The sequence below is a fragment of the Desulfuromonas sp. DDH964 genome (assembly GCF_001611275.1).
Taxonomy (GTDB): domain Bacteria; phylum Desulfobacterota; class Desulfuromonadia; order Desulfuromonadales; family DDH964; genus DDH964.
This window is the reverse complement of record NZ_CP015080.1, coordinates 1,664,897-1,689,387: the sequence shown is the minus strand read 5'-3', so window position 1 is coordinate 1,689,387 and position 24,491 is coordinate 1,664,897. Positions and strand designations below refer to the sequence as shown.

Annotated in this window: 26 protein-coding genes and 1 pseudogene; 4 read left to right on the top strand and 23 right to left on the bottom strand. The window is 58.3% G+C overall.

Annotation, left to right across the window (positions count from 1 at the left end; genetic code table 11):
• Window positions 1-81: 81 nt before the first annotated feature.
• From DBW_RS07635 to DBW_RS07575, 13 genes are all read right to left on the bottom strand, one after another.
• Entirely contained in the window at window positions 82-1,830 is a 1,749-nt protein-coding gene (locus DBW_RS07635) for an SLC13 family permease (protein WP_082820239.1), read from the bottom strand.
• 345 nt (window positions 1,831-2,175) lie between these two features.
• On the bottom strand, window positions 2,176-3,561 hold the full coding sequence (locus tag DBW_RS07630) for a sigma-54-dependent transcriptional regulator (RefSeq protein WP_066729734.1): 1,386 nt from the start codon (window positions 3,559-3,561) through the stop codon (window positions 2,176-2,178).
• Between the two features lie 244 nt (window positions 3,562-3,805).
• Complete coding sequence (locus DBW_RS07625; RefSeq protein WP_066726541.1) at window positions 3,806-4,237, bottom strand: acyl-CoA thioesterase; 432 nt, start codon at window positions 4,235-4,237, stop codon at window positions 3,806-3,808.
• Window positions 4,238-4,273: 36 nt separating this feature from the next.
• Window positions 4,274-4,477 (bottom strand): 2-hydroxymuconate tautomerase family protein, encoded by a 204-nt coding sequence (locus DBW_RS07620; RefSeq protein WP_066726540.1) that lies wholly within the window; start codon window positions 4,475-4,477, stop codon window positions 4,274-4,276.
• A gap of 158 nt (window positions 4,478-4,635) precedes the next feature.
• Entirely contained in the window at window positions 4,636-6,108 is a 1,473-nt protein-coding gene (gene gabD / locus DBW_RS07615; RefSeq protein ID WP_066726538.1) for an NADP-dependent succinate-semialdehyde dehydrogenase, read from the bottom strand.
• Window positions 6,109-6,172: 64 nt separating this feature from the next.
• Window positions 6,173-7,327, bottom strand: coding sequence for an iron-containing alcohol dehydrogenase (locus DBW_RS07610; RefSeq protein WP_066726536.1), 1,155 nt, complete (start codon window positions 7,325-7,327; stop codon window positions 6,173-6,175).
• A 50-nt stretch (window positions 7,328-7,377) separates the two neighbouring features.
• Window positions 7,378-8,031: an ABC transporter ATP-binding protein gene (locus tag DBW_RS07605; RefSeq protein ID WP_066726532.1), complete on the bottom strand. Its 654-nt coding sequence runs from the start codon at window positions 8,029-8,031 to the stop codon at window positions 7,378-7,380.
• The gene (locus tag DBW_RS07600) at window positions 8,024-8,806 is read right to left on the bottom strand and encodes an ABC transporter ATP-binding protein (protein WP_066726530.1); all 783 of its coding nucleotides are present in this window, start codon (window positions 8,804-8,806) and stop codon (window positions 8,024-8,026) included. Before DBW_RS07600 ends, DBW_RS07605 begins: the two co-directional genes overlap by 8 nt.
• Entirely contained in the window at window positions 8,803-9,750 is a 948-nt protein-coding gene (locus DBW_RS07595; protein ID WP_066726527.1) for a branched-chain amino acid ABC transporter permease, read from the bottom strand. The genes DBW_RS07600 and DBW_RS07595 overlap by 4 nt, the downstream gene beginning before the upstream one ends.
• On the bottom strand, window positions 9,750-10,646 hold the full coding sequence (locus DBW_RS07590) for a branched-chain amino acid ABC transporter permease (RefSeq protein WP_066726526.1): 897 nt from the start codon (window positions 10,644-10,646) through the stop codon (window positions 9,750-9,752). The genes DBW_RS07595 and DBW_RS07590 overlap by 1 nt, the downstream gene beginning before the upstream one ends.
• A 66-nt stretch (window positions 10,647-10,712) precedes the next feature.
• Window positions 10,713-12,029: an ABC transporter substrate-binding protein gene (locus tag DBW_RS07585; RefSeq protein WP_066726522.1), complete on the bottom strand. Its 1,317-nt coding sequence runs from the start codon at window positions 12,027-12,029 to the stop codon at window positions 10,713-10,715.
• 334 nt (window positions 12,030-12,363) lie between these two features.
• Complete coding sequence (locus tag DBW_RS07580; RefSeq protein WP_066726519.1) at window positions 12,364-14,112, bottom strand: sigma-54 interaction domain-containing protein; 1,749 nt, start codon at window positions 14,110-14,112, stop codon at window positions 12,364-12,366.
• 89 nt (window positions 14,113-14,201) lie between these two features.
• Complete coding sequence (locus tag DBW_RS07575; RefSeq protein WP_066726517.1) at window positions 14,202-14,642, bottom strand: DUF4019 domain-containing protein; 441 nt, start codon at window positions 14,640-14,642, stop codon at window positions 14,202-14,204.
• Between the two features lie 192 nt (window positions 14,643-14,834).
• Between DBW_RS07575 and DBW_RS07570 the strand changes: the two genes are divergently transcribed.
• Window positions 14,835-15,260: a hypothetical protein gene (locus DBW_RS07570; protein WP_066726515.1), complete on the top strand. Its 426-nt coding sequence runs from the start codon at window positions 14,835-14,837 to the stop codon at window positions 15,258-15,260.
• 114 nt (window positions 15,261-15,374) lie between these two features.
• On the opposite strand, the gene DBW_RS07565 is transcribed toward DBW_RS07570, so the two are convergent.
• The 8 genes from DBW_RS07565 to DBW_RS07530 form a co-directional block, all read right to left on the bottom strand.
• Window positions 15,375-15,584: a PspC domain-containing protein gene (locus tag DBW_RS07565; protein ID WP_066726513.1), complete on the bottom strand. Its 210-nt coding sequence runs from the start codon at window positions 15,582-15,584 to the stop codon at window positions 15,375-15,377.
• Window positions 15,585-15,745: 161 nt separating this feature from the next.
• Window positions 15,746-16,033 carry a HigA family addiction module antitoxin gene (locus tag DBW_RS07560; RefSeq protein ID WP_066726512.1) on the bottom strand — a complete coding sequence of 96 codons (288 nt, stop codon included), beginning with the start codon at window positions 16,031-16,033 and terminating at the stop codon, window positions 15,746-15,748.
• Window positions 16,034-16,053: 20 nt separating this feature from the next.
• Entirely contained in the window at window positions 16,054-16,344 is a 291-nt protein-coding gene (locus DBW_RS07555; protein ID WP_066726511.1) for a type II toxin-antitoxin system RelE/ParE family toxin, read from the bottom strand.
• A gap of 237 nt (window positions 16,345-16,581) precedes the next feature.
• Window positions 16,582-16,794 (bottom strand): hypothetical protein, encoded by a 213-nt coding sequence (locus tag DBW_RS07550; RefSeq protein WP_066726510.1) that lies wholly within the window; start codon window positions 16,792-16,794, stop codon window positions 16,582-16,584.
• A gap of 62 nt (window positions 16,795-16,856) precedes the next feature.
• On the bottom strand, window positions 16,857-17,357 hold the full coding sequence (locus tag DBW_RS07545; protein WP_066726507.1) for a hypothetical protein: 501 nt from the start codon (window positions 17,355-17,357) through the stop codon (window positions 16,857-16,859).
• Between the two features lie 456 nt (window positions 17,358-17,813).
• Entirely contained in the window at window positions 17,814-18,314 is a 501-nt protein-coding gene (locus DBW_RS07540; protein WP_066726501.1) for a cytochrome C, read from the bottom strand.
• Window positions 18,315-18,399: 85 nt separating this feature from the next.
• Window positions 18,400-18,915: a gamma-glutamylcyclotransferase family protein gene (locus DBW_RS07535; RefSeq protein WP_066726499.1), complete on the bottom strand. Its 516-nt coding sequence runs from the start codon at window positions 18,913-18,915 to the stop codon at window positions 18,400-18,402.
• Window positions 18,916-18,958: 43 nt separating this feature from the next.
• Entirely contained in the window at window positions 18,959-19,477 is a 519-nt protein-coding gene (locus DBW_RS07530) for a cupin domain-containing protein (protein WP_066726497.1), read from the bottom strand.
• A gap of 329 nt (window positions 19,478-19,806) precedes the next feature.
• Here DBW_RS07530 and DBW_RS07525 point away from each other — a divergent pair, with 329 nt between their 5' ends.
• The 3 genes from DBW_RS07525 to DBW_RS07515 all read left to right on the top strand — a co-directional run bounded on the left by DBW_RS07525 (window position 19,807) and on the right by DBW_RS07515 (window position 22,194).
• Entirely contained in the window at window positions 19,807-20,148 is a 342-nt protein-coding gene (locus DBW_RS07525; protein ID WP_066726434.1) for a hypothetical protein, read from the top strand.
• Window positions 20,145-21,014, top strand: coding sequence for an integrase core domain-containing protein (locus DBW_RS07520; RefSeq protein ID WP_066726432.1), 870 nt, complete (start codon window positions 20,145-20,147; stop codon window positions 21,012-21,014). Before DBW_RS07525 ends, DBW_RS07520 begins: the two co-directional genes overlap by 4 nt.
• Window positions 21,015-21,144: 130 nt before the next feature.
• On the top strand, window positions 21,145-22,194 hold the full coding sequence (locus tag DBW_RS07515) for an IS110 family transposase (RefSeq protein ID WP_066723639.1): 1,050 nt from the start codon (window positions 21,145-21,147) through the stop codon (window positions 22,192-22,194).
• 520 nt (window positions 22,195-22,714) lie between these two features.
• Here DBW_RS07515 and DBW_RS07510 read toward each other — a convergent pair.
• Both DBW_RS07510 and DBW_RS07505 read right to left on the bottom strand, forming a co-directional pair.
• Entirely contained in the window at window positions 22,715-23,119 is a 405-nt protein-coding gene (locus DBW_RS07510; RefSeq protein WP_066729732.1) for a hypothetical protein, read from the bottom strand.
• 189 nt (window positions 23,120-23,308) lie between these two features.
• Window positions 23,309-24,409: pseudogene (locus DBW_RS07505) on the bottom strand (IS4 family transposase); the annotation flags it as partial.
• Window positions 24,410-24,491: the final 82 nt, after the last annotated feature.

The following is a 24,491-nucleotide window of genomic DNA, read 5'->3' as shown; positions in this document are numbered from 1 at the left end:
AAAATGCCCCGTTCCCGGGGAGGCCGGAACGGGGCGAAAAGCCTGCCGGGGAAGCAGGCGCTAGGAGGAATCGGGCGCCGGCTAGCGGGGAAGGGTCGCCCAGGCCGGCAGTAAGTCGAGGACGACGTCAAAAACCGGGATCACCAGGGCATAGGTCAGGGCCACGGTGAGGATGACGCCGATGATATTCAGGCCGAAACCGCTCTTGACCATCTGCGGGATGGTGACGTAGCCGGAGCCGAAGACGATGGCGTTGGGGGGCGTCGCCACCGGCAGCATGAAGGCGCAGGAGGCGGCAATCGCCGCCGGGACGACCAGCAGCAGCGGGTTCTGGCCGAGGCCGATGGCGACCGCCGAGAGGATCGGCATCACCATCGCCGCGGTGGCGGTGTTGGAGGTCAGCTCGGTGAGAAAGATGATCAGGGTGGTCACCGCGATCACCAGCACCAGCACCGGCGCATGTTCCAACAGGCTGACCTGGCCGCCGATCCATTCCGCCAGCCGGGTCTCCTTGAAGCCGCCGGCCAGCGCCAGGCCGCCCCCGAAGAGGATCAGTACCCCCCAGGGCATTTTTGCCGCCCAGTGCCAGTCCATGACGAACTGGTTCTTTTTCAGGTTCACCGGGATCAAAAAGAGGAGCAGGGCACCAGTCATGCCAATGGCGGCGTCGGTAACGAGCTTCGGATTGGGGAAGAGGAAGCTGAGCTGACCGCGGAAAATCCAGGCCAGCGCGGTCAGACCAAAAATTAGGGCGGTCCAGCGCTCACCCGGGCCCATCCTTCCCATCGCCTTGAGCTCGGCAGCAATCAGCTCGCGGCCGCCGGGAACCTTCTTCAGCTTCATCGGGTTGGCGACCCGGGTCAGCCACAACCAGCAGAGCGGGAGGAGAATCAGCACCAGCGGGACACCGACCAGCAGCCAGCGGGCGAAGGTGATCTCGTAGCCGTAGGTCTTCTGCAGGTAACCGGCGAGAACGGTGTTGGGGGGAGTGCCGATCAGGGTCGCGACGCCGCCGATGGAGGCGGCGTAGGCAATGCCGAGCATCAGGTTGAGGCCAAAAGCGAACTTCTCGGGCGAAAAATCGATCTCGCGGTCGAGCCCTTCCTTCTTCCCCTCCTCGATGACATGGTTGATGATCGCCAGGCCGATCGGCATCATCATCACCGCGGTGGCGGTGTTGGAGACGAAGGCGGAGAGGACCGCGGTCGCCGCCATGAAGCCGAAGATCAGCCGCCCCGGCGAAAAGCCGACTACCTTGACGATATTCATGGCGATGCGCCGGTGCAGTTCCCAGCGCTGCATCGCCAGGGCAATAATGAAGCCGCCCATGAAGAGGAAGATCAGGTGATTGGCGTAGGGGGCGGTCGCCTGCTGGGTGCTGGTGATGCCGAGCAGCGGGAAGAGCGCGATCGGCAGCAGGCTGGTCGCCGGAATCGGCATCGACTCGCACATCCACCAGGTCGCCATCAGCAGGGCGACCGCTGCCATGCGTTGCCCCTCGACAGTCATTCCGGCCGGGGTCGGCAGCAGCAGCATGGCCAGGAAGAGGAGCGGACCAAGCCAGAGGCCGATTTTCTGGCGGCCGGTGTAGGCGCGCGGCTCTTCCTCCTGGACCCCGCCGGGACCGGTACTGATCCGCTGGATGTGCTCCGCCGGTGCTTCGTCCATTTCGTCGGCCAGGTCGATCTCCTCTTCGTGCCCTTCCTGCCGGGACTTGAACTGGAGATTCCTGCGCCCGATCCCCTTCAGCAGGGCCAGGGGGCTGAAGAGGAGCAGCCCCCTGGTTTCGTCGTGCCAGTACCAGAGACGGTTCCACATCGTCATCAACATCGTCGTTGCACTCCTCCCGGTTGCCCGGCGGGAAGACCCGTCGGAGAGTTTTAAAACCGCATTCCGGAAATAGCAACGGCGGTGCCAACCGCCAACGAAAATTATCCGCCGTGATCCGAGTGCGACAGACAGCGGCGCATTATCGAACGGTTATCCGGGAAATTCAAAATCCCGTTATCGACCAATTCGGTCACGATCCATCCCTTTGAATGCACTCAGCCCGAGGGTCGACTGGCCAATTTCGGCCGATTCCGGCGGAGGATCATGCTTTTACCGCAAACACCGATGGCGGCCCACCCCGCCAGGAATGGACCGCCACCGGTGTAGCAACGAAGGGGTTGAATGCTAATTATTCCCCTCCAGGCCGTACTTTTCCACCTTGTAGCGTAGCGTCCCGCGGGGCACGTTGAGCAGGCGTGCGGTCTTGGCGATATTGCCGCCGGTGATCTTCAGCGCCTTGCCGATCAGCTCCTTTTCGATCTCGCCGATCATCTCCTCGAGGAGAATCCCTTCCGGCGGAATCTCGTAGGCAAAGGGCGAGCTTTTCTGTGGGGTGCTGCCGAAGATCTCCCCCGGCAGAAGCTCGGGGCGGATCACCTCCTCGTTGGTCATGATGCAGATGCGCTCCACCACGTTGCGCAACTCGCGCACGTTGCCGGGCCAGTGGTAGCGCAGCAGCAGGTCGAGGGCGTCGCGGGAGACCTCGCGGATGCGCTTGTTGAAGTCGCGGCTGAAACGCTTGAGGAAATAGTCGAGGAGTGGCGGGATGTCGTCGCGCCGCTCCCGCAGCGGCGGGACATGGATTGGGAAGACATTGAGGCGGTAGTAGAGGTCTTCGCGGAAGGTCTTCTCCTCGATCGCTCTCTTCAGGTTGCGGTTGGTGGCGGCGACCACCCGCACGTCGATATCGATACTGCGCGCCCCGCCCAGGCGCCGGATCTTGCGATCCTCGAGTACCCGCAGCAGCTTGACCTGCAGGTTCATGTCCATCTCGCCGATCTCGTCGAGGAAGATGGTCCCACCGTTCGCCTCTTCAAAAAGCCCGAGCTTGCGACTCTTGGCGTCGGTAAAGGCCCCCCGTTCGTGGCCGAAGAGCTCGGTCTCGAGCAGGTTGAAAGGGAGCGAACCACAGTTGATCTCGATGAAGGGGCGGTCCTTGCGCGGCGAAAGGTTGTGGATGCCGCGGGCGACGAGCTCCTTGCCGGTCCCCGACTCACCGCTGATCAGGACGGTCGCCGTCTCGTGCTTGGCCACCTCGCGCACCTGGCGGTAGACCTGCAGCAGCGCCTCGCTGGCGCCGACCATGTCGGCCCCGGGGAGCCCTTTCTCCTGTCCGCCCCGCTTTAAGTGGCGCACCTCGCGGCGCAGGTTCTGGGTCTCCAGCGCCAGACGCACGATGAGGCGGATGGCGTCGGCCTTAAAGGGCTTCTTGATGTAATCGTAGGCCCCCATTTTCAGCGCCTCGACGGCGCTCTCCACGGTGCCGTACCCGGTGATGATGATCACCAGCACCTCCGGGTCGACCTCCCGCAGCGCCTTGAGGACGTCGAGCCCGCTCTTGCTGCCGAGGTTGAGGTCGAGCAGGACCAGGTCGATCTCCTCCTCGCCGACCTGCTTCAGGGCCTCTTCGCCACTCTCGGTGGAGATCGGGCGGTAGCCGTCCTCGGCGAGGATCCGCTCCAGGTTTTCGCGGATAAAGGCTTCGTCGTCGACAATCAGAATTTTTTCCATAAAAGCTCCAAGAAACTTTTCCCCGGCGGAAAACCGGCAGAAATCGAAGTATACAGGGCCTCGCTTCACCCCGACAAGAGAGAAAATGGCGAACCTCCGCCACAACAATACCATCCTTGGAGATACTGTGAGATTCAGGGAGTGGAACGGATGGAGGGAAACGAAAAGGGAAAACCAAAGCTGTGAGGGAGAGGCGAGGCCGGCCGGTGGGAGAGATCTCCCACCAGCCCCCCCGTGCAAACGCTCATATAGAAATTTTTTCGAGGGCTGCTCTGATGGCAGGTGGCAACGGAACCGGACGGTTCACTTGCCTATCGACAAAGACATGAACAAAATGACCATAGGCTGAGGCTGCCACCTCATCCTCTCGAAATATGGCAAGCCCGTAATGAACCGAGCTGTTTCCTAGCCGGTCAACACGAAGCCCGGCAACCAGAGCGTCCGGGTATCCCACTGGTGAAAGGTAATTGCACCCGGAATTGACGACATAACCGACGACCTGGGCCGAGTGAATATCGAACCCTGCGTTTTCAATCAGGTATCGGTTCACCACAGTATCGAAGTACGAATAATAGACGACATTGTTGACATGCCCGAACAGGTCATTATCCATCCAGCGCGTGGCAATGGGAAAAAACGCTTTGTATTCGGAGCGCTGTGGGCTTTTTGTGGTCATGCTGGAGTCCTCCGGGGGGGGGTATGCCCAAGCGAACTAGGGGCATTTCAAGCGTCTTGCGGTAACAGTCTCCCCGGCGATTCCCCAGTTGTCGGTCGCAATCTCTTCGATAACGACGACAGTGGTTGCAGGATTTTTTCCGAGAATATCGACTAGGAGCTTCGTAACCCCTTGGATCAATTCGGCCTTCTGCTCAGCCGTCGCACCATCCTGGGTGATTTTGATATTTACGAAGGGCATCGGCAAGTCCTCCACTTTTCGTGGTTAATGTGCCAATTCTGAATAGCAGTCAACCTTCTTGGCAGACCGGTTAGAGTTAATTTGCCAAAAGTGCGAGCCCTGGCCGGCAGCAAAGGAAATCCCCCGGCCAGCACTTTTAGCAGAGAGAAGCCTTACGTCTAATTCACCTTGCCGATTCCACCCATGCACAGGTACTTGATCTCGAGGAAATCCTCAATGCCATATTTTGACCCCTCACGGCCAGTCCCCGACTCCTTTACCCCGCCAAAGGGAGCGACGGTGGTAGAGATGAGTCCGGTGTTGACACCGACGATGCCGTATTCAACTGCTTCGGCAACGCGCCAGATGCGCCCGATATCCCGGCTGTAGAAATACGAAGCAAGACCAAACTCGGTGTCATTCGCCATATGGATCGCTTCCTCTTCGGTCTGAAAACGAAAGAGTGGCGCCACCGGCCCGAAGGTCTCCTCTTTGGCGATCAACATCCCCGGGGTGGCTTCGGCGAGCACGGTCGGCTCGTAGAAACTACCACCCAGGGCATGGCGCTTGCCGCCGGTCACCACCCGGGCACCCTTGGCGACGGCATCAGCGACGTGCTTCTCTACCGTCTCCAGTGCCCCCATATCGATCAGCGGTCCCTGCTGGGTTTCCCCTTTGAGCCCGTCCCCAACCGTCATCCTCCGCACCGCCGCCGCCAATTTTTCGGCAAAGGCGTCGTAGACCCCCTCCTGAACCAGGAAGCGGTTGGTGCAGACGCAGGTCTGTCCTGTGTTGCGGTATTTTGACACCATTGCACCTTCCACCGCGGCATCAAGATCGGCATCGTCAAAGACGATAAAGGGGGCGTTGCCCCCCAGTTCCATGGAGACCTTCTTTACCGTACCGGCGCAGGCCGCAATCAGCTGTTTGCCAACCTCGGTGGAACCGGTGAAGGTCAGCTTGCGCACTATTGGATTGGCGGTCAGTTCGCCGCCGATTTCGGCCGAGGAGCCAGTGACCACGCTGAAGACCCCCCGCGGGACACCGGCCTGCCGGGCGAGTTCAGCCAGGGCCAACGCTGAGTAGGGGGTGGCGGTAGCAGGTTTGACCACCATGGTACAGCCGGCAGCCAGGGCCGGGCCAGCCTTGCGGGTAATCATCGCCGAGGGAAAGTTCCAGGGGGTTATGGCGGCGCAGACACCGATCGGTTCTTTCAGCACTACAATCCGTTTGTCGGCCTGGTGCGGCGGGATGACATCGCCGTAGACACGCTTCCCTTCTTCGGCGAACCACTCGATAAAGGAGGCCGCGTAAGCAATCTCGCCCCTTGATTCGGCCAGCGGCTTCCCCTGCTCGGCGGTCATCAGCACTGCCAGGTCGTCCTGGTGCTGCAATAACAACTCATACCATTTGCGCAGGATATTCGATCGTTCCTGGGCGGTCTTGGCCCGCCAAGCGGGGAGAGCACGGTGGGCCGCCTCAATAGCACGCCGCGTCTCGGTGGCGCCCATTTTCGGGATGGTGCCGAGAATGGCATTGGTCGCCGGGTTGGTCACCTCCAGCGTGACACCATTGTCTGCATCCAACCACTCGCCGTCGATATAGCATTGCTGACGGAACAACCCCTGTTCTTTGAGCGTAATCGATGTCATACCGCATCCTTGTGAGAGATTCTGAGTACCAGCGTCCTGCCACTGCGGACCAGTGGTCGCTTCCTTACCAGGCATCCCGGTAAATCTGCAGGGCATCCTCGTATCCAACGTCTCGCGGGTTATTGACCAGAAGTCGAGTCTGCAGCATGGCGGCCTCGGCCAGCACTGGCAGTGCTTCTTTGCCAATTCCCACCTGATTCAACCGGGTTTCCAACTGGACGTCGACCATCAACTGCTCCAGTGCACCAATTAATCTGGCACCTGCGGCCAGATCGCTGGTGGTGCCGAGATCACTGAACAGCTCCCGGGCCAGCTCCGCGTACTCCCTGCTGGCGACCGGCAGGTTAAACCGCATCACGTGCGGCAGAACCAGGGAATTGCTTAACCCATGCGCGACATGATACTGCCCGCCAATCGGGTAGGCAAGGGCGTGAACCGCGCCGACCGGAGCATTGGCAAAGGCCTGCCCGGCAAGCAGGGCGCCGACCAGCATCTTGGAGCGCGCCTCAAGGTCATGCCCATTGGCGATTGCCGCCCGGATGTTTTCGAAGAGCAGCTTGAGCCCCTGCCGCGCCAAGGTATCCGAGATCGGGTTCTTCTTAACCCTGGTCGTATAGGCCTCGATGGCATGTACCATGGCATCGATTCCGGTCATGGCAGTGACCCGTGGTGGAAGTCCGACGGTCAGCTCAGCGTCAAGGATGGCAATATCGGGGAGCAGAAGCGGAGAGACCACCCCTTTTTTTTCGTTCTCTCCAGTCGTGACAATGGCAATCGGCGTCACTTCCGAACCAGTCCCCGCGGTCGTTGTCACCAGGATCAGTGGCAACCGTTTCCCCCGGGCGATTCCGACCCCGTAAATCTCGGCCAGACCCTGTTCCGAGTTGCTCAAAAAAGCAATCAGCTTCGCGACATCCATCGAGCTGCCGCCGCCGAACCCGATTACACCGTCGGCATTAAATTCCCTGGCCTGGTTCAAGGCGGCCATGATGTTATCGACCGGGGGGTCGGCCAGTACTTCGGCAAACACGCTTACCTCCATACCGCCGGTGCGCAACCCGGATTCCGCCAGTTCCAGCAGCCCAATTTTGGCAATTCCGGGATCGCTGACCAGCAGTACCCGGTGCATGCCAAGGCTGGCGGCAATTTCCCCCAATCGGGAAGTGACCCCGGGCTCATTGATGATGGTGGCGGTAGTTTGAAAAATGAAATTGTTCATGGCGTCATCTCCAGATCAGTCGCAGTCGCGAACCGACAGCCAGCAGAAATTCAGGAAAGTTTTTTTTCGACAACCTGGCCCCGTTCAATGACATAGAGCTTGTCGATCAGGCCGGCAGAGTGCGAATAATCCGACTCGGACAGCAGAACCGACAACCCTTCCGTCTTGAGAGTATGAAGAACCTCAGCCAGGCGCCGCGAGAGGGCCGGAGCGACCCCCTCAAAGGGCTCGTCAAGGAGCAGCAGTCGGGTGCCACACATCAGCGCCCGGGCCAGGGCGACCAGTTTCTGCTGACCGCCACTCAATTGCAGTGCCCTGCGGGAACGGAATCCCGCGACCTCGGGCATCAGTTCGTAAATCCAGGAGAGTCGTGCAGCGCTGTCGGGCAAACGTCCTGACCAGGCAGGAACCAGAATGTTCTCCTGAACGCTCAACTCCGGGATCAGCCGCCTGTCTTCCGGCATGTACCCGACGTGCATTTTCACCCGAACGTATGCCGGCACTTTTGCCATGTCTTGCCCACCGCAGAAGATCGAACCAGAGACTGGTGACATCAGTCCCATGGCGGTGCGCAACAGGGTGGTCTTGCCGGCCCCATTGCGACCAATCAGCCCGGCCAGTTTCCCCTCGCCGAGGTGAAGGGTCACATCTCGAAGGATCGGGGTTTTCTGGATATTGACATTAAGTTTGTCGATTTTAAGCATGATGGTGGTTCTCCGCCGGTTGTCGATGAAGTTCGGCACCGATGATGTATTCCCGGACATCGGGATGCTCCAACGCCTCAGCGGTAGGCGCATCGGCAATCACATGACCGTCATAAAAGGCAATCACCCGGGTCGCATAGCGGCTGATGATTTCCATATCATGCTCGACAAAAAGGCTGGCCGCTCCGGAACGGCCGACGGCGTTCATGACGGTGTCCATGAGCCCGAATTTTTCATCAATGGCGACCCCGCTGGTCGGTTCGTCCAGCAGCAGCAGCGCCGGCCGACCGACCATCGCCATGGCGATATCGAGAAGTTTCCGGACCCCTTGGGGGAGGGTTGCAACAACCGCCTCGGCGTATTCCTCGATACCATAATCGACAAGGGCCGCCCGGGCGGACTGCAGGGAGGCCTCCGTTTTCAGCGGCGCAAAACCGCCGAGCCGTTTCCCAGAAAGCATCCGGCAGGCAATCAGCATATTTTCCAGCACAGTCAGCTCCGGGAAGAGCTGGGCAACCTGAAAGGACCGGCAGATCCCGGTCCGCGTCACCTGCCTGGGGGAGCAGCCGTTGATGCGTTTACCCCGAAAGAGAATCTCCCCTTCGCTCGGCTTCAGATAGCCAGTCACCATATTGATAAAAGTCGTCTTGCCCGCACCGTTCGAACCAATGACGCCTACTACTTCGCTCTCATGAATGACCACATTGATGTTTGCGGCAGCGGTCACCGCACCAAAGCTTTTTGTCAATCCCCTGGTTTCCAGAATCGCCGTCATGATTGGTTACCCGACTTTTGTGCCGGCAGCAGCGACCAGAGCCCCTTCGGCAGAAAGAAAATAATCATCAGCAACACCCCGCCAAGGATCATCTGCCAACTATAGGGGGCAAGATCGAAAGCAAAGGTACGGATGATTTCAAAAATGAATGCCCCTATCAACGGTGCCGCCACGTGCGCGGTGCCGCCAAGAAGGGCAATAAAGACGAATTCGCCAGAAGTTGTCCAGAAAGCCATTTCCGGATCGACATGCCCGGCGGCCAGGGCCGTCAAGGCGCCGCCGACGGCAGCCAGGACCGCCGCAATTACATATTTCAGATAGATGATCTGCCGGGGGGACATGCCGAGATATTCAACCCGTATTTCATTCTCCCGGATCGCCTCCCCGGCGTAACCGAGGGGGGAGCGGACATAGCGATGCATAATCTGCAGAAGGACTATTGCCAGCATTACCGTCAGCAAATAGACCCAGGTGCCAAGACTCTCGGTCGCCGGGTGCCACCCGAACAGGCTGGCCTGCTCGATATTGAAACCATCGGTGCTGCCGAGGGCTACGCTTTTCACCAGGACTCCATAGAGAATCATCGAAAAAGCCATGGTCAGCATGGCGAAAAAAATGTCCCGATAGCGACTGAGGAGCAATCCGAGCAAGGCGCTCACCAACAATGCCACCAGCACGGAAATAACGAGCAGCAGTGCGACGTCGGTAATCGCCCAGCGGCTGCCGGCGATACCGACCACATAGCCGCCGAGACAGAAGTAAAGGCCCTGGCCAAAGGAGACCAGCCCGGTGCGCATCAAAAGCACCAGGCCGAGCACGACCAGTCCCTTTGCCAGAGCAACGGTGGTAATGAATCCGAGCCAGTTGGGAAATACGGCAGCCAGAACCAGCAGGACCGCCAGGGCGATCCATAGATTGCGTGAGGTCTTGTCAGGAATCAGCATCAGATTTTCCTTGCAGCAGCAACAACAAAGAGTCCCTGCGGGCGGACGGCCAGTACCGCAGCCATAACCCCGTAGATAACGAACAACTCGAATTGTGGAAAAGTATGCACGGCCAGGGCTCGGCAAAGCCCGACCAACAGGGCGCCGATTGCTGCGCCGCCGACACTGCCAAGACCACCGATAACAACCACCGCAAAGGCCAGAATAATGATTTCAATGCCGATTCCAGGCGCTACCGAGAGAGCCGGCGCAGTCAATCCCCCAGCGAGGGCTCCCAAACCGCTACCGATAACAAAGGTAACAATGAAGACCCGGTTGACATTGATGCCCATCGCCTGACTGATCTCCCGATCGTGAATGACGGCCCGTAACAGTTTCCCCTGCCGGGTCCGGTTGAGCGAGAACCAGAGGGCCAGACCGACCAGACCGGCGACCAGGATCAGGATCAAGTCATAGGTAGCGAAAGAGATCCCGCTGAGGCGGATTCTGCCAAGCAGGCTGTAGGGCTGATAGGCAAAATAGGCATCCACTCCCCAGAAAAGTTTGGTGACATCCTCGAGGATCAGCAGCACACCATAGGTCACCAGGATCATCACGACCTCGTCGCGCCCGTACATCCAGCGCAGCAGCCCCCGTTCGACGACCAGACCGGTCAGCATCCCGGCGAGAACCGCGCCACCGATAAAGAGGGCGAAGCTCCCCCAGGGGGGATGGCCGCCATTGAAGTACCAGCCGACCAGCGAGGCTGCCGTATAGGCACCAATGGCGTAGAGGCTGCCATGAGCCATGTTTAAAATCTTCATGACCCCGTAAACCAGGGTCAGGCCGGCAGCGACAATAAAAAGCCAGGAGGAGTAGACCAGACCGTCAATGAGTATGACTAGCAGTGTGTCCATGGATAAGACTCGCTCGGAAGTTTGATCCTGGAGGCGGGCGGCCCCCCGCCTCCAGGTGACTGCGGGTTATTTGCAGGGAGTCGCTTTCAGCGAAGTTTTAATCCATTCAGCACTGGTCACCCCTTCAGGCGGGTTGACACATTCGGCCGGGTACCGCTTGACGTTGTAGACTTCGGGCTTGCCACTCTTCTTGGTGTACTGGCCATAGACCATCTCCTGAACCGCCTGATGCCCGTTGCCAAGCGCCATGCGTACCGTTCCGCTCGGTGCCTCGAATTCGAGATTGGTCAGGGCGGCGGCAATCTGGTCCTTGTTCGGCTTGCCTGGTTTGCCGGCAGATGCCTTGTCGGCAGCGGTTTTCAACCCAAGTAAGGCCTGGGCCATCTTGTAGGAGGGATAGGTTGGTGGGGTACCGAAGCGGGCGATGTAGTTGGTACGAAACCAGTCATTAAGGGCATTGCTCGGAGCGAAAACCCCGAACGGTCCACGCCCGCCGAGTACTGTCCCTTCGGCAATCTGGTCAGAGAGACGATACATTGCCGTTTCTCCACAGGTAAAGACTCCAGTGTGATCTTCAAACAGGCCACGAGCGGCACCCTGCAAAACCAGCCCTTCCATATCACCGCCCCAGAAACTTGAATGGATGAATTGGGGATGGCTGACCATCAGGGCGGAAATTTCCGAACCGTACTGCCCGGCATAGATCTTCGGGAATTGCTCGGTCTTGATTTCAACGCCCAGCTTCAGAACCTCCAGCGCGCCCTTGAAGTCATTCCAGGAGTCCTGGCCCCAGGCGTAATTCTGGTTAATACCAGCCACCGACTTGAGATCGGGTTTGAGATCGAGAACGTAACGGGCGGCAGCCACATTGTCCATCGTCGAGGTGGGACCGGTACGGAAGACATACTTGTAGGCGTTCTCTTCGAAAACCCGCGGGGTACCACAATCAAAAAAGATGGTTAAGGCGCCGAGTTCCTCGGCAACTGGCGCGATCGCCAGGCAATCGCCGCTGGAGATGTAACCAATGACCGCATCGACATTCTTGCGCTGCACCAGGTTGCGGAACTCTCCGACCTGCTTGGTACCACCACCGGCCTCGTCGATGATGGTCGGGTCGATCGGCAGGCCAGCGACTCCTTTGCTGTTGTAGGGAGCTGGCAGAGTGCCATTGTTGATCGCCTCGATCACCAGTTCAGCGGCATTGCGCGCCGGCACTCCAAAGGGCCCTGCGGCTCCGCCGGAAAGGAAGGTGACCAGCCCGAGATTGAAGCTCCCCTCTTCTGCATCCGCTGCGGCGGGAAGGCCGATGAACAGGACAGGAAGCAGAAGCAAGCTTGCCAAACGAGACAGGAGACGTTTACCACTGTGAGTTCGCTGTACCATGTTTTCCTCCATGAGAACTGGGGCGCGCGGCCGTTGGTGGCGAAATTGCCGGCATCGGTCCTCGCACAATGCCAGGGGCGAATCCTTGGTGAGAGCCCCCTGAAAATAATCAATCAATGTTTTAGCAATGAGCGTGCCACCAATTCGAAATATTGCAACATCTTGTTTTTACATATAAAACTATATTTTTTTTGACTGACGCGAAAATGACTATTGCAAACATGCAATAGCCCACAGAATAAGGCGGGAGTGTCGGTGGGGATTTGGCCTTATTTATCGGGATGCTAGGGAGGGATTATTGCGGGAATGAAAAGGTCATTGCAAATATGCAATGCTACTTCAAGCCGTGCTTACTCGCCTTGCGCCACAGGGTGGTGGTATGAATATCGAGAGCCCGGGCCGCTGCCATTTCAGTGGGAGCATTCTTCAGGGCTTCCTGGATCATTTGCTTTTCCAGCCGGTCCAGGGCATCCTTCAGACTCAAGGGCAAACCGCCGCCTGCGTCGGTCGAAATTCCGGAGTCGAGTTCGAGCGGCAGGTCTTCCGCTCCAATCGTTTCATTCTCGGACATGACCGCCATCTGCTCGAGAATGTTGAGCAACTGGCGGACATTCCCCGGGTAGGAGAAGCTCTGCAGGGTGTTGAGAACGGTCGGTGTCAAGCGTTTGTTGGTGGCGTTTTTCTTATTGAATTCTTCGAGAAACTTCTGGACCAGCGGGGGGACATCCTCCCGCCGGGCACGCAGCGGCGGAATCTCGATGGGAACCACATTGAGTCGGTAGAAAAGATCTTCCCGAAACTGGTGATTCTTCATCATCTCCGGAAGGTCGCGGTGCGTCGCGGCAATGATCCTGACATCAACTGTCACCGGCTTGGTGCCGCCGACGCGGGTAAACGTCCGCTCCTCGATCACCTCCAGCAACTTGACCTGCAGATCCGGCTTAAGTTCGCCAATTTCATCGAGGAAGAGGGTTCCGCTATGGGCAGCCTCGATTAAGCCGGCCTTCCCCTCGCCACGGGCCCCGGTAAATGCCCCTTTCTCATAGCCGAAAAGCTCGCTTTCGATCAGTGATTCCGGGATGGTTCCGCAGTTGATCTTCACGAAGGGGCGATCCTTGCGCCGGCTCATCTGGTGAATCGCCTTGGCCAGCATGGTCTTCCCGGTACCCGATTCACCACTGAGGAGGACCGAGATGTCAGAAGCTGCTACCTTAACTGCCCGGTGAACCACCTGAACCATCGACTTGCTCTTGACCACCATATCCTTGAGCATCTGCCCAAGCTCTTCCTGTTCCAAAATCGACTGGTAGTAGCGGTTGCTGAGCAGCCGGCTGTCATCGAGTTCGGCCCGCAGATGATTCAGCTCGGTGATGTCCCGAACGTTGGTCACAATCAGGACGATGTCGTCGTCATCGTTGAAGATCGGTGTCCCGGTCACCATCACCTGTTTGCCCCCGCGGATATGCTGGAGCATATTGACCTGGCGGCGTTTCGCCAGAACTTCGAGCGTCGCCGAACAGTCAAAGACCTGCTCGGAGACCAGGGTTTGCATGTTTCTACCAAGCAGATTGGCCCGGGAAAGGCCGGTGATTCGTTCGTAAGCGCTGTTGACGCGGATAGTAACCGCCTTGCCATCGGCGATATAGAGACCATCCTCGGAAGACTCGAAAATGGCTTCCAACTCGCGGTGCAGGGTTTGATACCCCTGTAACTTGGAGATGATGGATTCGTATGCGGAGATATCCTGGAAGATCGACAACGCACCAACAATCTTTCCAGCAAGGACGATTGGACTGCGATTGACGATGATCGTCGCCTGGGGAAGAGTGATTTTGCGGCCCAACTGGGGCTCGCCCGTCTCCAATACGCGTTTCAGGTCGGGCCAGGCCTCGGGTCGAACCCGGGAAAAATGCTGGCCGACAATCGTCTCCGTCGGTTCGTTGAAAATCCGGGACGCAGCCAAGTTATAGCAAGTGACGATGCCCCGGTCGTCCAGGATCATAATGCCATTGTGACTGGCATTGATGATCGCGGCCATCGGCCCCTGCAGGTCCATCAGAAATTGCAGTTCACTGGCTGCCATCGGTATCCTTGATTCGACCGTAAAAACCTGGAGGGTGCCGGAAACTCTATACTCAGCGTTACGGAAGGCGAATAAACCGGTTTAGCGCTTTACTTGACGAAGTAGCCGGCAACCCGCCAGGTTCCGTCCTTGTCGAGCATCACGGTGACGATCTCGCTGGCCTTCCCCCGGGCTTTGTAGGTGGTGTCGTAGGTGAGGAGGATATATTCCCCGTCCGGGCTCTCCTTGGCCGTGGTGCTGTAGGAGATCGAGTCCTCGGTCCGCGTCACCATCGGGCCGGCGATCGAGCGGATCTTGTTGAGCTTGTCGACCCACTCTGCCTCGGTGACCTTCTCTTTCAGCAGGCTGGCGGCGTTCTGCCAGCTCGCGGCGAAGGCGTCCTGGTCGACCTGCTGCAGGAAGGCCGCTGCCGCCGTCCGCGCTGCCGCCGCCTTTTCCTTGGGGGGGCGCTCGCTGAACTGTGGAAAAAAGATGATCACCAGGGCGACCAGGATCAGCATGGCATGGATACGATACTTGCTGGAAAGCACGAGCAACCTCCGGGAGCGAGAGAGGATAAGGGATAGGAATGCCTACTATAAAAGGGATCGCCGCATCAGGCAAGGGGGAAGAAGGGCAGATAAATGGATGATTCGGCTTGAACCGACGGCAACCGGGTTGCTAAACTGTGGCACCGTCCGATCCCCGGGCGCCACGCCCTGACCCGAGACCGAGGCCAACTGATGAGCAAAGCGAATACGACCTTCGAAAAGGGGCTGGCCCTCTTCAGCGCCGTCACCTCCTTCATCTTCGTCTACTATGCCCTCGGCCTGCTCAACGCCAGCGGCGTGCCCCAGTGGGACCGGGTCTTCGGCTACGTCGCCATCGGCTACGGCCTCGGCAACATCTACATCCTCAGCGCGGTCTGGCGCCTGAGCGGCGGCTGGGCGCTGTGGGCCAACAAGCTGATCGCCCTCTGCTTCTACGGCGTCTTTCTCCTCGACCTGTTCCAGACCGGCGTCAAGAGCAACCTCGAGTATGTCGGCGCCCTCGGTGTCGCCGGCGTCCTCTGGCTCAACTGGTACGCGATCAAAACCCTGGCCGGGCGCCGGCAGGAACCGGCCACCGAGGAGCGCAAACTGAAAAAGCAGAAAGGGAGCCGCCGCTAGCCCTGCCCGCCCAGCAGCGCCCCGTTTCCTTCCCCCCAAGAACGAAACAGGCCGCCCGCCCGGAGCATTCCGGACCGGCGGCCTCTTGATTCTGCCCCCCCTCCCCTGGCGCCGCTACTCCTCGGCTTTCGGCATCAGCACCCAGAGCAGCAGATAGATGAGGATGCCCGGAAAGGCGGCGCTGAGGATACTCACCAGGACGTAGACGAAGCGCACCACCCACGGGGTCCAGCCAAAATATTCCGCAATCCCGCCGCAGACCCCGCCGATCATCTTGTCGCTTCGGGACCGCGCCAGTTTGCGTTTTTCCAGATTCCTGTCCATGCCATCCTCCGCCCGAATCAGCACATAGGGGTCTCAGATCTCAACTTTTGACACTCCTCAGGTTTGCCTCCAGCCGCTCGTTCACTAATGACCTCTATCAAAGAAGCTGAATGTGTCAAAGGTTGAGACCTGACCCTGCCCCTCTTGTTTCTCCCGAAAAGTCAGCTGGCCATGCGCAGTTTCTCGATTCTCCTTTCCGGACGGTTCAGTGCCAGGTCGTAAGTCCCCTGTAGGTTGAGCCAGAACTCGGGGGTGGTATCGAGAGCCTGCGCCAGTAGCCAGGCGGTATCCGAGGTGATGCCGCGCTTGCCCCGGACGATCTCGTTGACGCGTTGAACCGGAACCTTGATGTGCGCGGCGAACGCAACTTGGCTGACGCCGAGTTCGTCGAGGAACTCTTCCTTGAGGATTTTCCCGGGATGGGACGGGATGCGGTTTTCAGGGATCATGGTTTCTCTCCTTGGCGCCTCTAGTGATAATCGGTCAGGCGCACTTCGTAGGCGTTACCGCCCTGCCAGCGAAACACGATCCGCCATTGGTCGTTGACCCGGATACTGAACAGTCCCGCAAGGTCTCCCTGCAACGCTTCCAGGCGATTACCCGGGGGAGAGCGCAGATCCAGAACATCGTGGGCGGCATTGAGCATGTCGAGTTTGCGAAGGGTGCGGTTGACGATTTCCAACGGCAGCCGACGAAGGTCTTTGTCGCTGGTGCCGTGATACAGCGCTTCCGTCAGCTTGTCGCCAAATGATGCAATCACCCTGTCGAACCCTCCGCATAGATTTTAACGCTTACACGGATACCGTGCAACAGTTAAGTCAAATTGAGAGAATGGTTAGCTGCGCAATTCTTTGAGCCGTGAGTTGCCGAGACTAGACAGAGTTTCCGTGTCGGCAGAGTTTTCTTGTCAGGCCTGCAATCGTGCAATTTCAGCTATTTCCATATTTGCAGGCCTGACACGATTGCCTCTTCAAAGAGGGAGGATTGCCACCGCTTCCTACCTGGCGTTCCTCACCGCTTCGGATTCCCGGCGGTACTCTTCGAAGGAGGAGCTGGTACTCTCCAGGCAGCGGCTGCGTTCCAGCGCATCGAAGATCTGGTTGCACTGGTTGCGTTGCCAGCTCTGGCCGGACTCGTAGAGCTGCCGTGACGAGCAGCCCCCCAGGCCGAAAAGGAGCAAAATCCCGAACAGTAGAGCGAAATATCGCATGTTTGGTTCCCCTTGGCACCGTGAGGAATTTGGTTCCGCAAAAAGCAATTCCGGAGATTCCCCTAGCGTGCCCAGTCCCCCGTTTTCTCCAGGGGGCAATCGAGCGCCTTGGCCAGCCGGATCGCCTCGCTCTGGAGGCCCTTGCCGGCGGAGGCCGCGACGAGATGTTTCCCCTGGCCGTGAACTATCTCCAGACGATAGCGCGGCTTGTCGGGGCTGCTGCTCAACGTGTTGGCGTGCTCCAGACCCGGCGTCAGGGTGCGGTGCAGTTCTACGGCCCGAACCTCGCCGTTGTGCAGGCAAACCTTGCCGAGCGGGAATCCCGCCAACGTTTTGGTCATGCGAAAATGTCCTTCGCCGTTGACGGTCACGGAAGTCCGCAGCAGGGTGCCGAGCAGCACGAGGGCCATCAGAACGGCGAAACACCAGAGGAGGATTTCGACCAGGAGCGGGGCATCCTCCAGTCTCAGCGCCAGCCCGGTCAGCCCAGCCCCGGCAGCCAACGCGATGGCCGAGACCACGGGGGCGGCAGGGGATTCATATCGATATCGGTTGGCGTCCATGCACAATTATCCTGGGGGTCATTTCACTAACGTAGAAGTAACCGGCCTATGTGGCTTTATCGCGCAGCGCCCGTGTGGGCTGACAGGTCGGGCATCTGATTTTCCCTGTCACGGCATATTCTTGCCGTCCCGCCAGCGCCGACTTTTCTGTCATGGCAGCGCGTGCTTGGCAAAAAATTCCCAAATCAATGTACTTGCAAAGCTTTCGTGTCAGGCCTGCAATCGTGCAATTTCGGCTATTTCCATGTTTGCAGGCCTGACACGATTGCCCTCTTCAAATATTCCACCTATTTCCATGTTTGCAGGCCTGGCACGATTGCCCTCTTCAAATATTCCACCTATTTCCATGTTTGCAGGCCTGGCACGAATGCCCTCCTCTAACAACCAGACCGAAGATTCGCACGTTGCACTCCCACTGCGATGCCGCGAGAGATGGTATAGCCGTTGATTCCGGCCTCATTTTGCCGATGGCGGCGCTGGAAACAACACGAATGGCCCCTTCGGTTCCTGCCCGGGAGGGACGAAGGAAGGTGCCGGCGCGCCAGCGTCGCCAAGCTGCCGGACGAAGCGGTAGATGGCGCGCAGGTCGCCCTCAGTCATGTCACGGAGGGCAAACCAAGGCATCGGCGGCCGGAATTGGGCTGTCCTGGCGATCTGGACCCATTGGTCCTCGGAAAAGTTCTGCATGTAGAGTCGCAGGTTGCTGGAATAGGTCGTACCCCAGGGGCCACGCCAGCCGAGTTGGTCGCCCATCAACCATTGTGCTTCCGGGATATTTCCGCCGGATTGGGCGTACCCGGCCGTATGGCAGTCGTTACAGCCGGCGATCCTGGCCAGATACCTGCCGCGGTTCAGGGACTCGGCATCGGCCTCTGCCGCGGGTTGCGCGAATGAGCTTGTTACCGGGGAAACAGCAAGCAACAAAATCCCGACCAACACTTTCCGTAGCGTGAACATCGTCGTCACCATACCTGGAGGTTAAAGAGATATTGGGCTTTAGCCCTGGCTGTTGCACCACGTCCTGGGCGGATAAGGACTTCGGCTATCGCAGGCATCCCATCCTTCGCAGCCGTGCCCGTTCATTTTCTCGCCGTACTGCGTCCAAGTCAATAATGGCCTCAACCGCGTCCAACTCGGCGATGTACTCTTCCGGCATACCCATATGGCGCGCCCCGCCTACGACCATCGCCTGGTACCAGTCGTAGGGGCGCAGCGACAAATCGAAGTGGGAGGGCCGGACCACATAGGCGATGGGGGAATAGACCACTCCCGCCAGCGAAACCCGGAACGGTCGAACATCATACCCCTGGCCCAGCCCTTCGGCCCGATCCAGGAGAGGTTGTTCCAATGCATCCATCGCATAGAGGACGCCAAAGGCGAGATGCCCCGGCTGGTTGATAAAGGTGCACTTCCCCGAACCGTCCTCGCTGCGTTTTGCATCGCGCACCACCATGCCCGGCAGCTCCACGACCCCCAGGGGAAGCGCACTTGGACATCGTTCGCGTAACCGCAGCGGGTGCATGTTGGAGCCATAGGCGAGGTAATGGAGCGTCGGCATGAGGGTCAGGGGTTCGGGAGGCAGCAGTCTGCTGCCGTAAGAGTCACTCCCCCTCCCAGTAGTCGAGGGATGCGTCGGCGCGACCAACGAAGACAAAGCGCTGCGCCTTGCCCTCGGAGTCTGCACCGAACTCGGCCAGGACGCCAAATTTTCCCGAGTCGGGGTATTCGGCGATCTCGGGCGAGAGCTTGGTACTCACGGCGAGATAGCGCAATTCTTCGGCCCCCGTGTTGGTGATCTGGTGGGCGCTCTCTTTTCCGCCGGTAGGAAGAGCGATTACGTCACCGGGGCGGATTGGGTAGACGCTCTCGCCGATCCGGACTTCGCCGGTCCCCTGCAGGACAAAAACCATCTCTTCGTTGACGCGGTGGTTGTGAAAAGGGAATGCGCGTTTCCCCGGCGGCACAGCGGTGATGTTGTAAACGAGTTTTTGTGCGCCAACGCGCGGGCCAATAAATCCCATCCGGGCGTCGAATCTCTCTGCCGCGGATCCGGAAGGGGCGAAGCCGGGAGGGCGCGGCCCAAGCTCGACATCGGCAATGTTAATGATTGGCTTTGGCATGGGTGTCTCCAGGTTGCGGAGTTGGTAAAAATTGGTGACAGGAGGAATGGGTTGTGGCGTCTGACGCTTGAGTTCAGGCCACGGCCTGTCAGGGTTGTGCCGCCTGCAGTGAATTGTATAGGTAGCGGCGTAAACCGACACCCAAATTGTGTAGACAATACCAGCAACGTAGAGCCCGCCAAAGACCTCTTTGTTGTGGCGAGCAAGCCAGAGCGGCAAATAACCCCTGTATCCGTGTTCGCTTTTTTGCGATTTGTTAGGTCTATAGCGGCACCAGTTTTCTTGGACACTGATTTGGGATAGAATCCCGATGTCCAAGGAGATTAATAATGACAACAAACAACAAGAACGAAACAGTCACTGGGCCTTTGGCCGAAGGGCAACGTTGGAGCGCTGCCCGCAAGCGTGAAGTGGTTCTGCGCTTGCTGCGGGGCGAATCGGTTGATGCTCTGTCCCGCGAGTTGAGCATCGAAATCTACCGCCTGGAGCAGTGGCGAGAGAAAGCGCTGACCGGAATCGATGAGTCGTTGAAACAACGTCAGAACGATCCGACTCAAGCGGAACTCAACCAGGCCATGCGCCGGATCGGCGAATTGACCATGGAAAACGAACTACTTTGGGAACGGGTTAAAAAACCCGGCCCTTTAGCCAAACGGAGGTCGTCGAAATGAGCCAAACGATCTCCCCAGGCGCTGAAAAGGCCTACGGCGTCCAGCGGGTTTGCAATGTTTGGGAGCAGGCTCGCTCCTCGTTCTACCATGCCTCGCGCCAGATTCCGCAATCAACTCCCAAGCGTCGTGGCCCACGTCCGTCAATCAGTGATGAGGATCTTCTCGCCATGATCCGTCACGATCTGGCCACGTCCCCGTTCACCGGCGAAGGACACCGCAAGGTCTGGGCCAGGCTGCGGATTTGTGACGGCGTGCGCATCGCACGCAAGCGGGTTCTGCGGTTGATGCGCGAGAATCATCTGTTGTCACCTCACCGGGGTTGGCCCAAAGCAGCCAAGGCGCATGATGGTAAAATCATCACCATGGCTCCGAATCTAATGTGGGGCACCGATGGCACCCGCGTATTCACTCTCGACGAAGGCTGGGTCTGGATCTTTAGCGCCGTCGAGCACTGGAACGCCGAATGTGTCGGCTGGCATGTTTGCAAGACCGGCGACCGTTATGCTGCTCTTCAACCACTTTCCATGGCGTTAGACAACATCTATGGGGGCGTAGAGAAAGATATTGCCCGAGGGTTGTCTCTGCGTATGGATCACGGCACCCAGTACCTCTCAGACCATTTTCTGAACCAGATCAAGTTCTGGGGAATCACCCCCAGCTTTGCCTTCGTTGCCGAACCACAGACCAACGGAGTTGCTGAACGATTCAACCGCACCTTGAAAGAGCAAGCCATCTATGGCCGAATATTCCGTACCATCGATGATGTTCGCGAGGCCGTGAAAACCTTCGTCGAACTCTACAACAGCGAATGGCGAGTCGAGAAAAATGGCTTCCGGTCGCCCGACGAAATCCGTCAGGCGGCATAATCTAAACTTGTGTCCAAGGAACCGGTTCCGCTACACGATTTGATACTAGTGCAGGCCCCCTCCATAGATACCGGACCATCCGGTATCCTTTGAGAAACAAGAAACCCTCTCAAAGAAAGGAGCCTGCACCATGAAATTCTACACGAAACAGCACCAATTCTATTGCGGCGTCGATCTGCATGCAGACGCCATGTACGTCTGCATCCTTGATGCGACCGGCGAGGTGGTGGTTCATCAGAACATCCCGACCAAACCGAAAAACTTCCTGCGACTGATCAAACCCTACCGCTCCGGCATCGTGGTCGGCTGCGAGTGCATGTTTACCTGGTACTGGCTGGCCGATCTGTGCACCGAGCAGGAGATTGACTTCGTCCTCGGTCATGCCCTCTACATGAAGGCAATTCACGGCGGCAAGGCCAAGAACGATCGCATCGATTCCCACAAGATCGCCGTACTGCTGCGCGGCGGTTCTTTTCCGCTGGCCTATACCTACCCCAAGCCGATGCGGGCGACGAGGGACTTGCTGCGCCGCCGCAATCATCTCGCCCGCAAACGGGGCGAACTCTTCGCCCACATCCAGAACACCGCCACCCAGTACAACCTCCCCGAGCCGCTGGGACGTATCGCCAAACCGAGCGAGCGCGGTGATCTGCTCAAAAAGTTTCCCGATTCGGTGGTACGTCGCATGGTCGAGGTCGACCTGCTCACCATCGAACATTACGAACAGCTGCTGGATCGACTGGAGCGGGAACTGGAGCGCATCGCCACCGGTCATGATCCGATCAACCTGGCGCTGCTCAAATCGATTCCCGGGGTCGGCAAGATCCTCGGCATGGTGATGCTCTACGAGATCGAGGACATCGCCCGCTTCCCCCGCGAGCAGGACTTTGCCTCCTATTGCCGGCTGGTCAAGCCGGGCAAGGAATCGAACGGCAAGCATTATGGCCATTCGGGCAAGAAGATCGGCAACGCCCATCTGCGCTGGGCTTTTGGCGAGGCCGTGGTGCTGATGCTCAAAGGGAACAAGCCGGCTCAAACCATGCTGCAACGCCTGGCCAGCAAGCACGGCAAGGGGAAAGCCCTGGCCATCCTGGCCCATCGTCTCGGTCGTGCCGTCTATTACATGCTCAAAAATCAGGTGCCCTTCGACCAGGACAGGTTCCTGCGCAAGGCCGCCTGACGCGGAGGGGGCGGATCAGCCAGACCGTCTAACTGGAGGCAACCACAGCGGCGAGATAAGCTCGGCGGCCATAAGCAAGCGCAGACTTCTGGGCCAACAGCCCGACTTGGGCCGCATCATCCGCCAACTTCCGCCAGCCGGTTTGTTTTGATTGGAGGTCCGCCCCGCTCCAACAGCTTGCGCGATGGTCCAAAGGGCCCGCGCCGGATTCTGCCCCTTCCCCGATCCCGCACCTAACTGCGGCCATCGGCACCAAGATGGACCTCGCTATTTTGATTGGGACGGCATGAGGGCACGAGCGTGATTCCAGGCGGCAGGGAGAACCAGGTCGACAAAGACCGGCCCCTGCATCAAGAGCCTCGATAAGTGTTTGGAGCAGAATTCGTCTGCAGCCAGAAGAGAATCCCAAGCCGGAACCCGGTTGGCTCTTAAGTGATCAGTCGCATGTCAAAGAACGGGAGGGAAAACCTTTTTCGTTATCGGACTTTTTTACCCTTGACGGCCGGGGGCCTGATAAGTGTTAGGTCGGTCGGCGGAGTCGGAAGAAAACGTATGGAGCAACCGCTACCCAGGCCAGAACGACAACCCAGACGCGCCCTTCCAGAATGTTGTAATTGGCCAGCAATTTCGCCCAGGAGTGGCCGCCGACAAAATGGAAAAAGAGAAACTCGAACGCGATGGTAAGTGACATCCAAAGCAGACCAATGCAAACGGCTTCCAGGTCAGAAGAGGGCGGGAAGAAGTGGACAAAGGCGAAGATAATCGCGCCCAGCAGCAGAACGCTCGTGAGAGTTGACAGTTGATGAGCAGAAAGTTCGCTCATTAGCTTGCCATAGGTGAAGTCCCGAACGGCGCCATTTGCGATGGAAACGAGCAACATGACGAACCACGCGGCAAGGTATTTCGCGATGCTTGAGATAGTCATGATCGGTAATCTGCCAAACAGCATATATACGGATCCGTATAATCTCCTGATTTTCGGCCCGATGCCGTTTGAAACCCCGGAAAGCCAATTTATTGAATTTTATAATTCCCCAGTAGTGTCCGGTTAAGAAGTTGCATAGGCTCCGAAGTCCAAGTCAATGATATCGGGAGGCCCTAAGCCTGCGGCCGCATCCTCGGCGGCCTCGTTGCGAATATTGTTGCGAAGCTCACGCACCCTGTTGATGCTGACACGTTCGCCATGCTCTTCGTGGCAGTAGATGGCCAGCAGCAAATAAGTAATCAACCCTGCGAGGATCTGCACCAGCAGGCCGTAGGGACTGCGGGCAATCAGGTGATACACCTTGAGGTGGCGCTTCCACCAGGCGAAGAAGGACTCGATCGTCCAGCGTAGCTTGTAGATCAAGGCAATCTGCTCGGCGGTCAGATCGAAGCGGTCGGTGGCGACCCAATAGGATTTTTGGTCAACCTTGTAGCCGACCACACGCACTTCTCGTTCGGTCTGGTTGACATCTTTGGTGCCGAGCAACACCCTGGCGTCATAGAAAACATGACTGCCGGGGACAACAGGATTGGCGCTCAACTCCGTCTTACGAGAACTGGCTTTGATGCGGCAGACAAAGTGGCGTCCCTGATCCTGCCAGTCGTCAAAGTTTTTGTAACACTGGTAATAGCGGTCATAGACACCTGTCTGACCGGGAGCCACGAGCCGTTCCGCCTGAGGACGCTCGTCGCCCTTGCCGTCGGTTAATGTGACTTTCTGGGGGACACCACGACCGATATCGAACCCCAGGTGAACCTTGGCCTTTTTGGCTCCGTCTCGATAGTCCGCCCAGAGCATGGACAGCGTAGCGTCAATCAGCGAACCATCGACGGCGATCAGATCGCCGAGATCGGAGATGTCTTTGGCGACAGGAATCTTTTGTGAGACCTGTTTCTGCAGGTCTTCGTAAACATGAATCATCTGCTCCAGCCCTCGGGTATTGATCGCCTCAAAGAAGGCGCTTTTCCGGATACCGCCGGGCGGTGCAATATGAGTCGCGGCAAAATCTTCCTGCGTCAGAACCTGAAGCAGATGACGCCCCGAAGAATGCTCTTCGAGGTGATAGTAGGTCAGGATTTTCAACTGATCTTCAAACGTCATCTGCAGTGGCCTGTTGCCTCGGGCCTCAAGAACCGGGGCATGTTCGAGAGCGCCCTTGAACGGGGTAAAAAGTCGGACAATGGAGCGCCTGCTAAGCCGGGTACGGTGGCAGCGAACAAGTAATGACATTTTCGTAAATCCTCATATAAAATAGGTATTTACGAAAATCACCGCGCCGACTTCACGACGATTTGTCAAGCAAAAAATACGC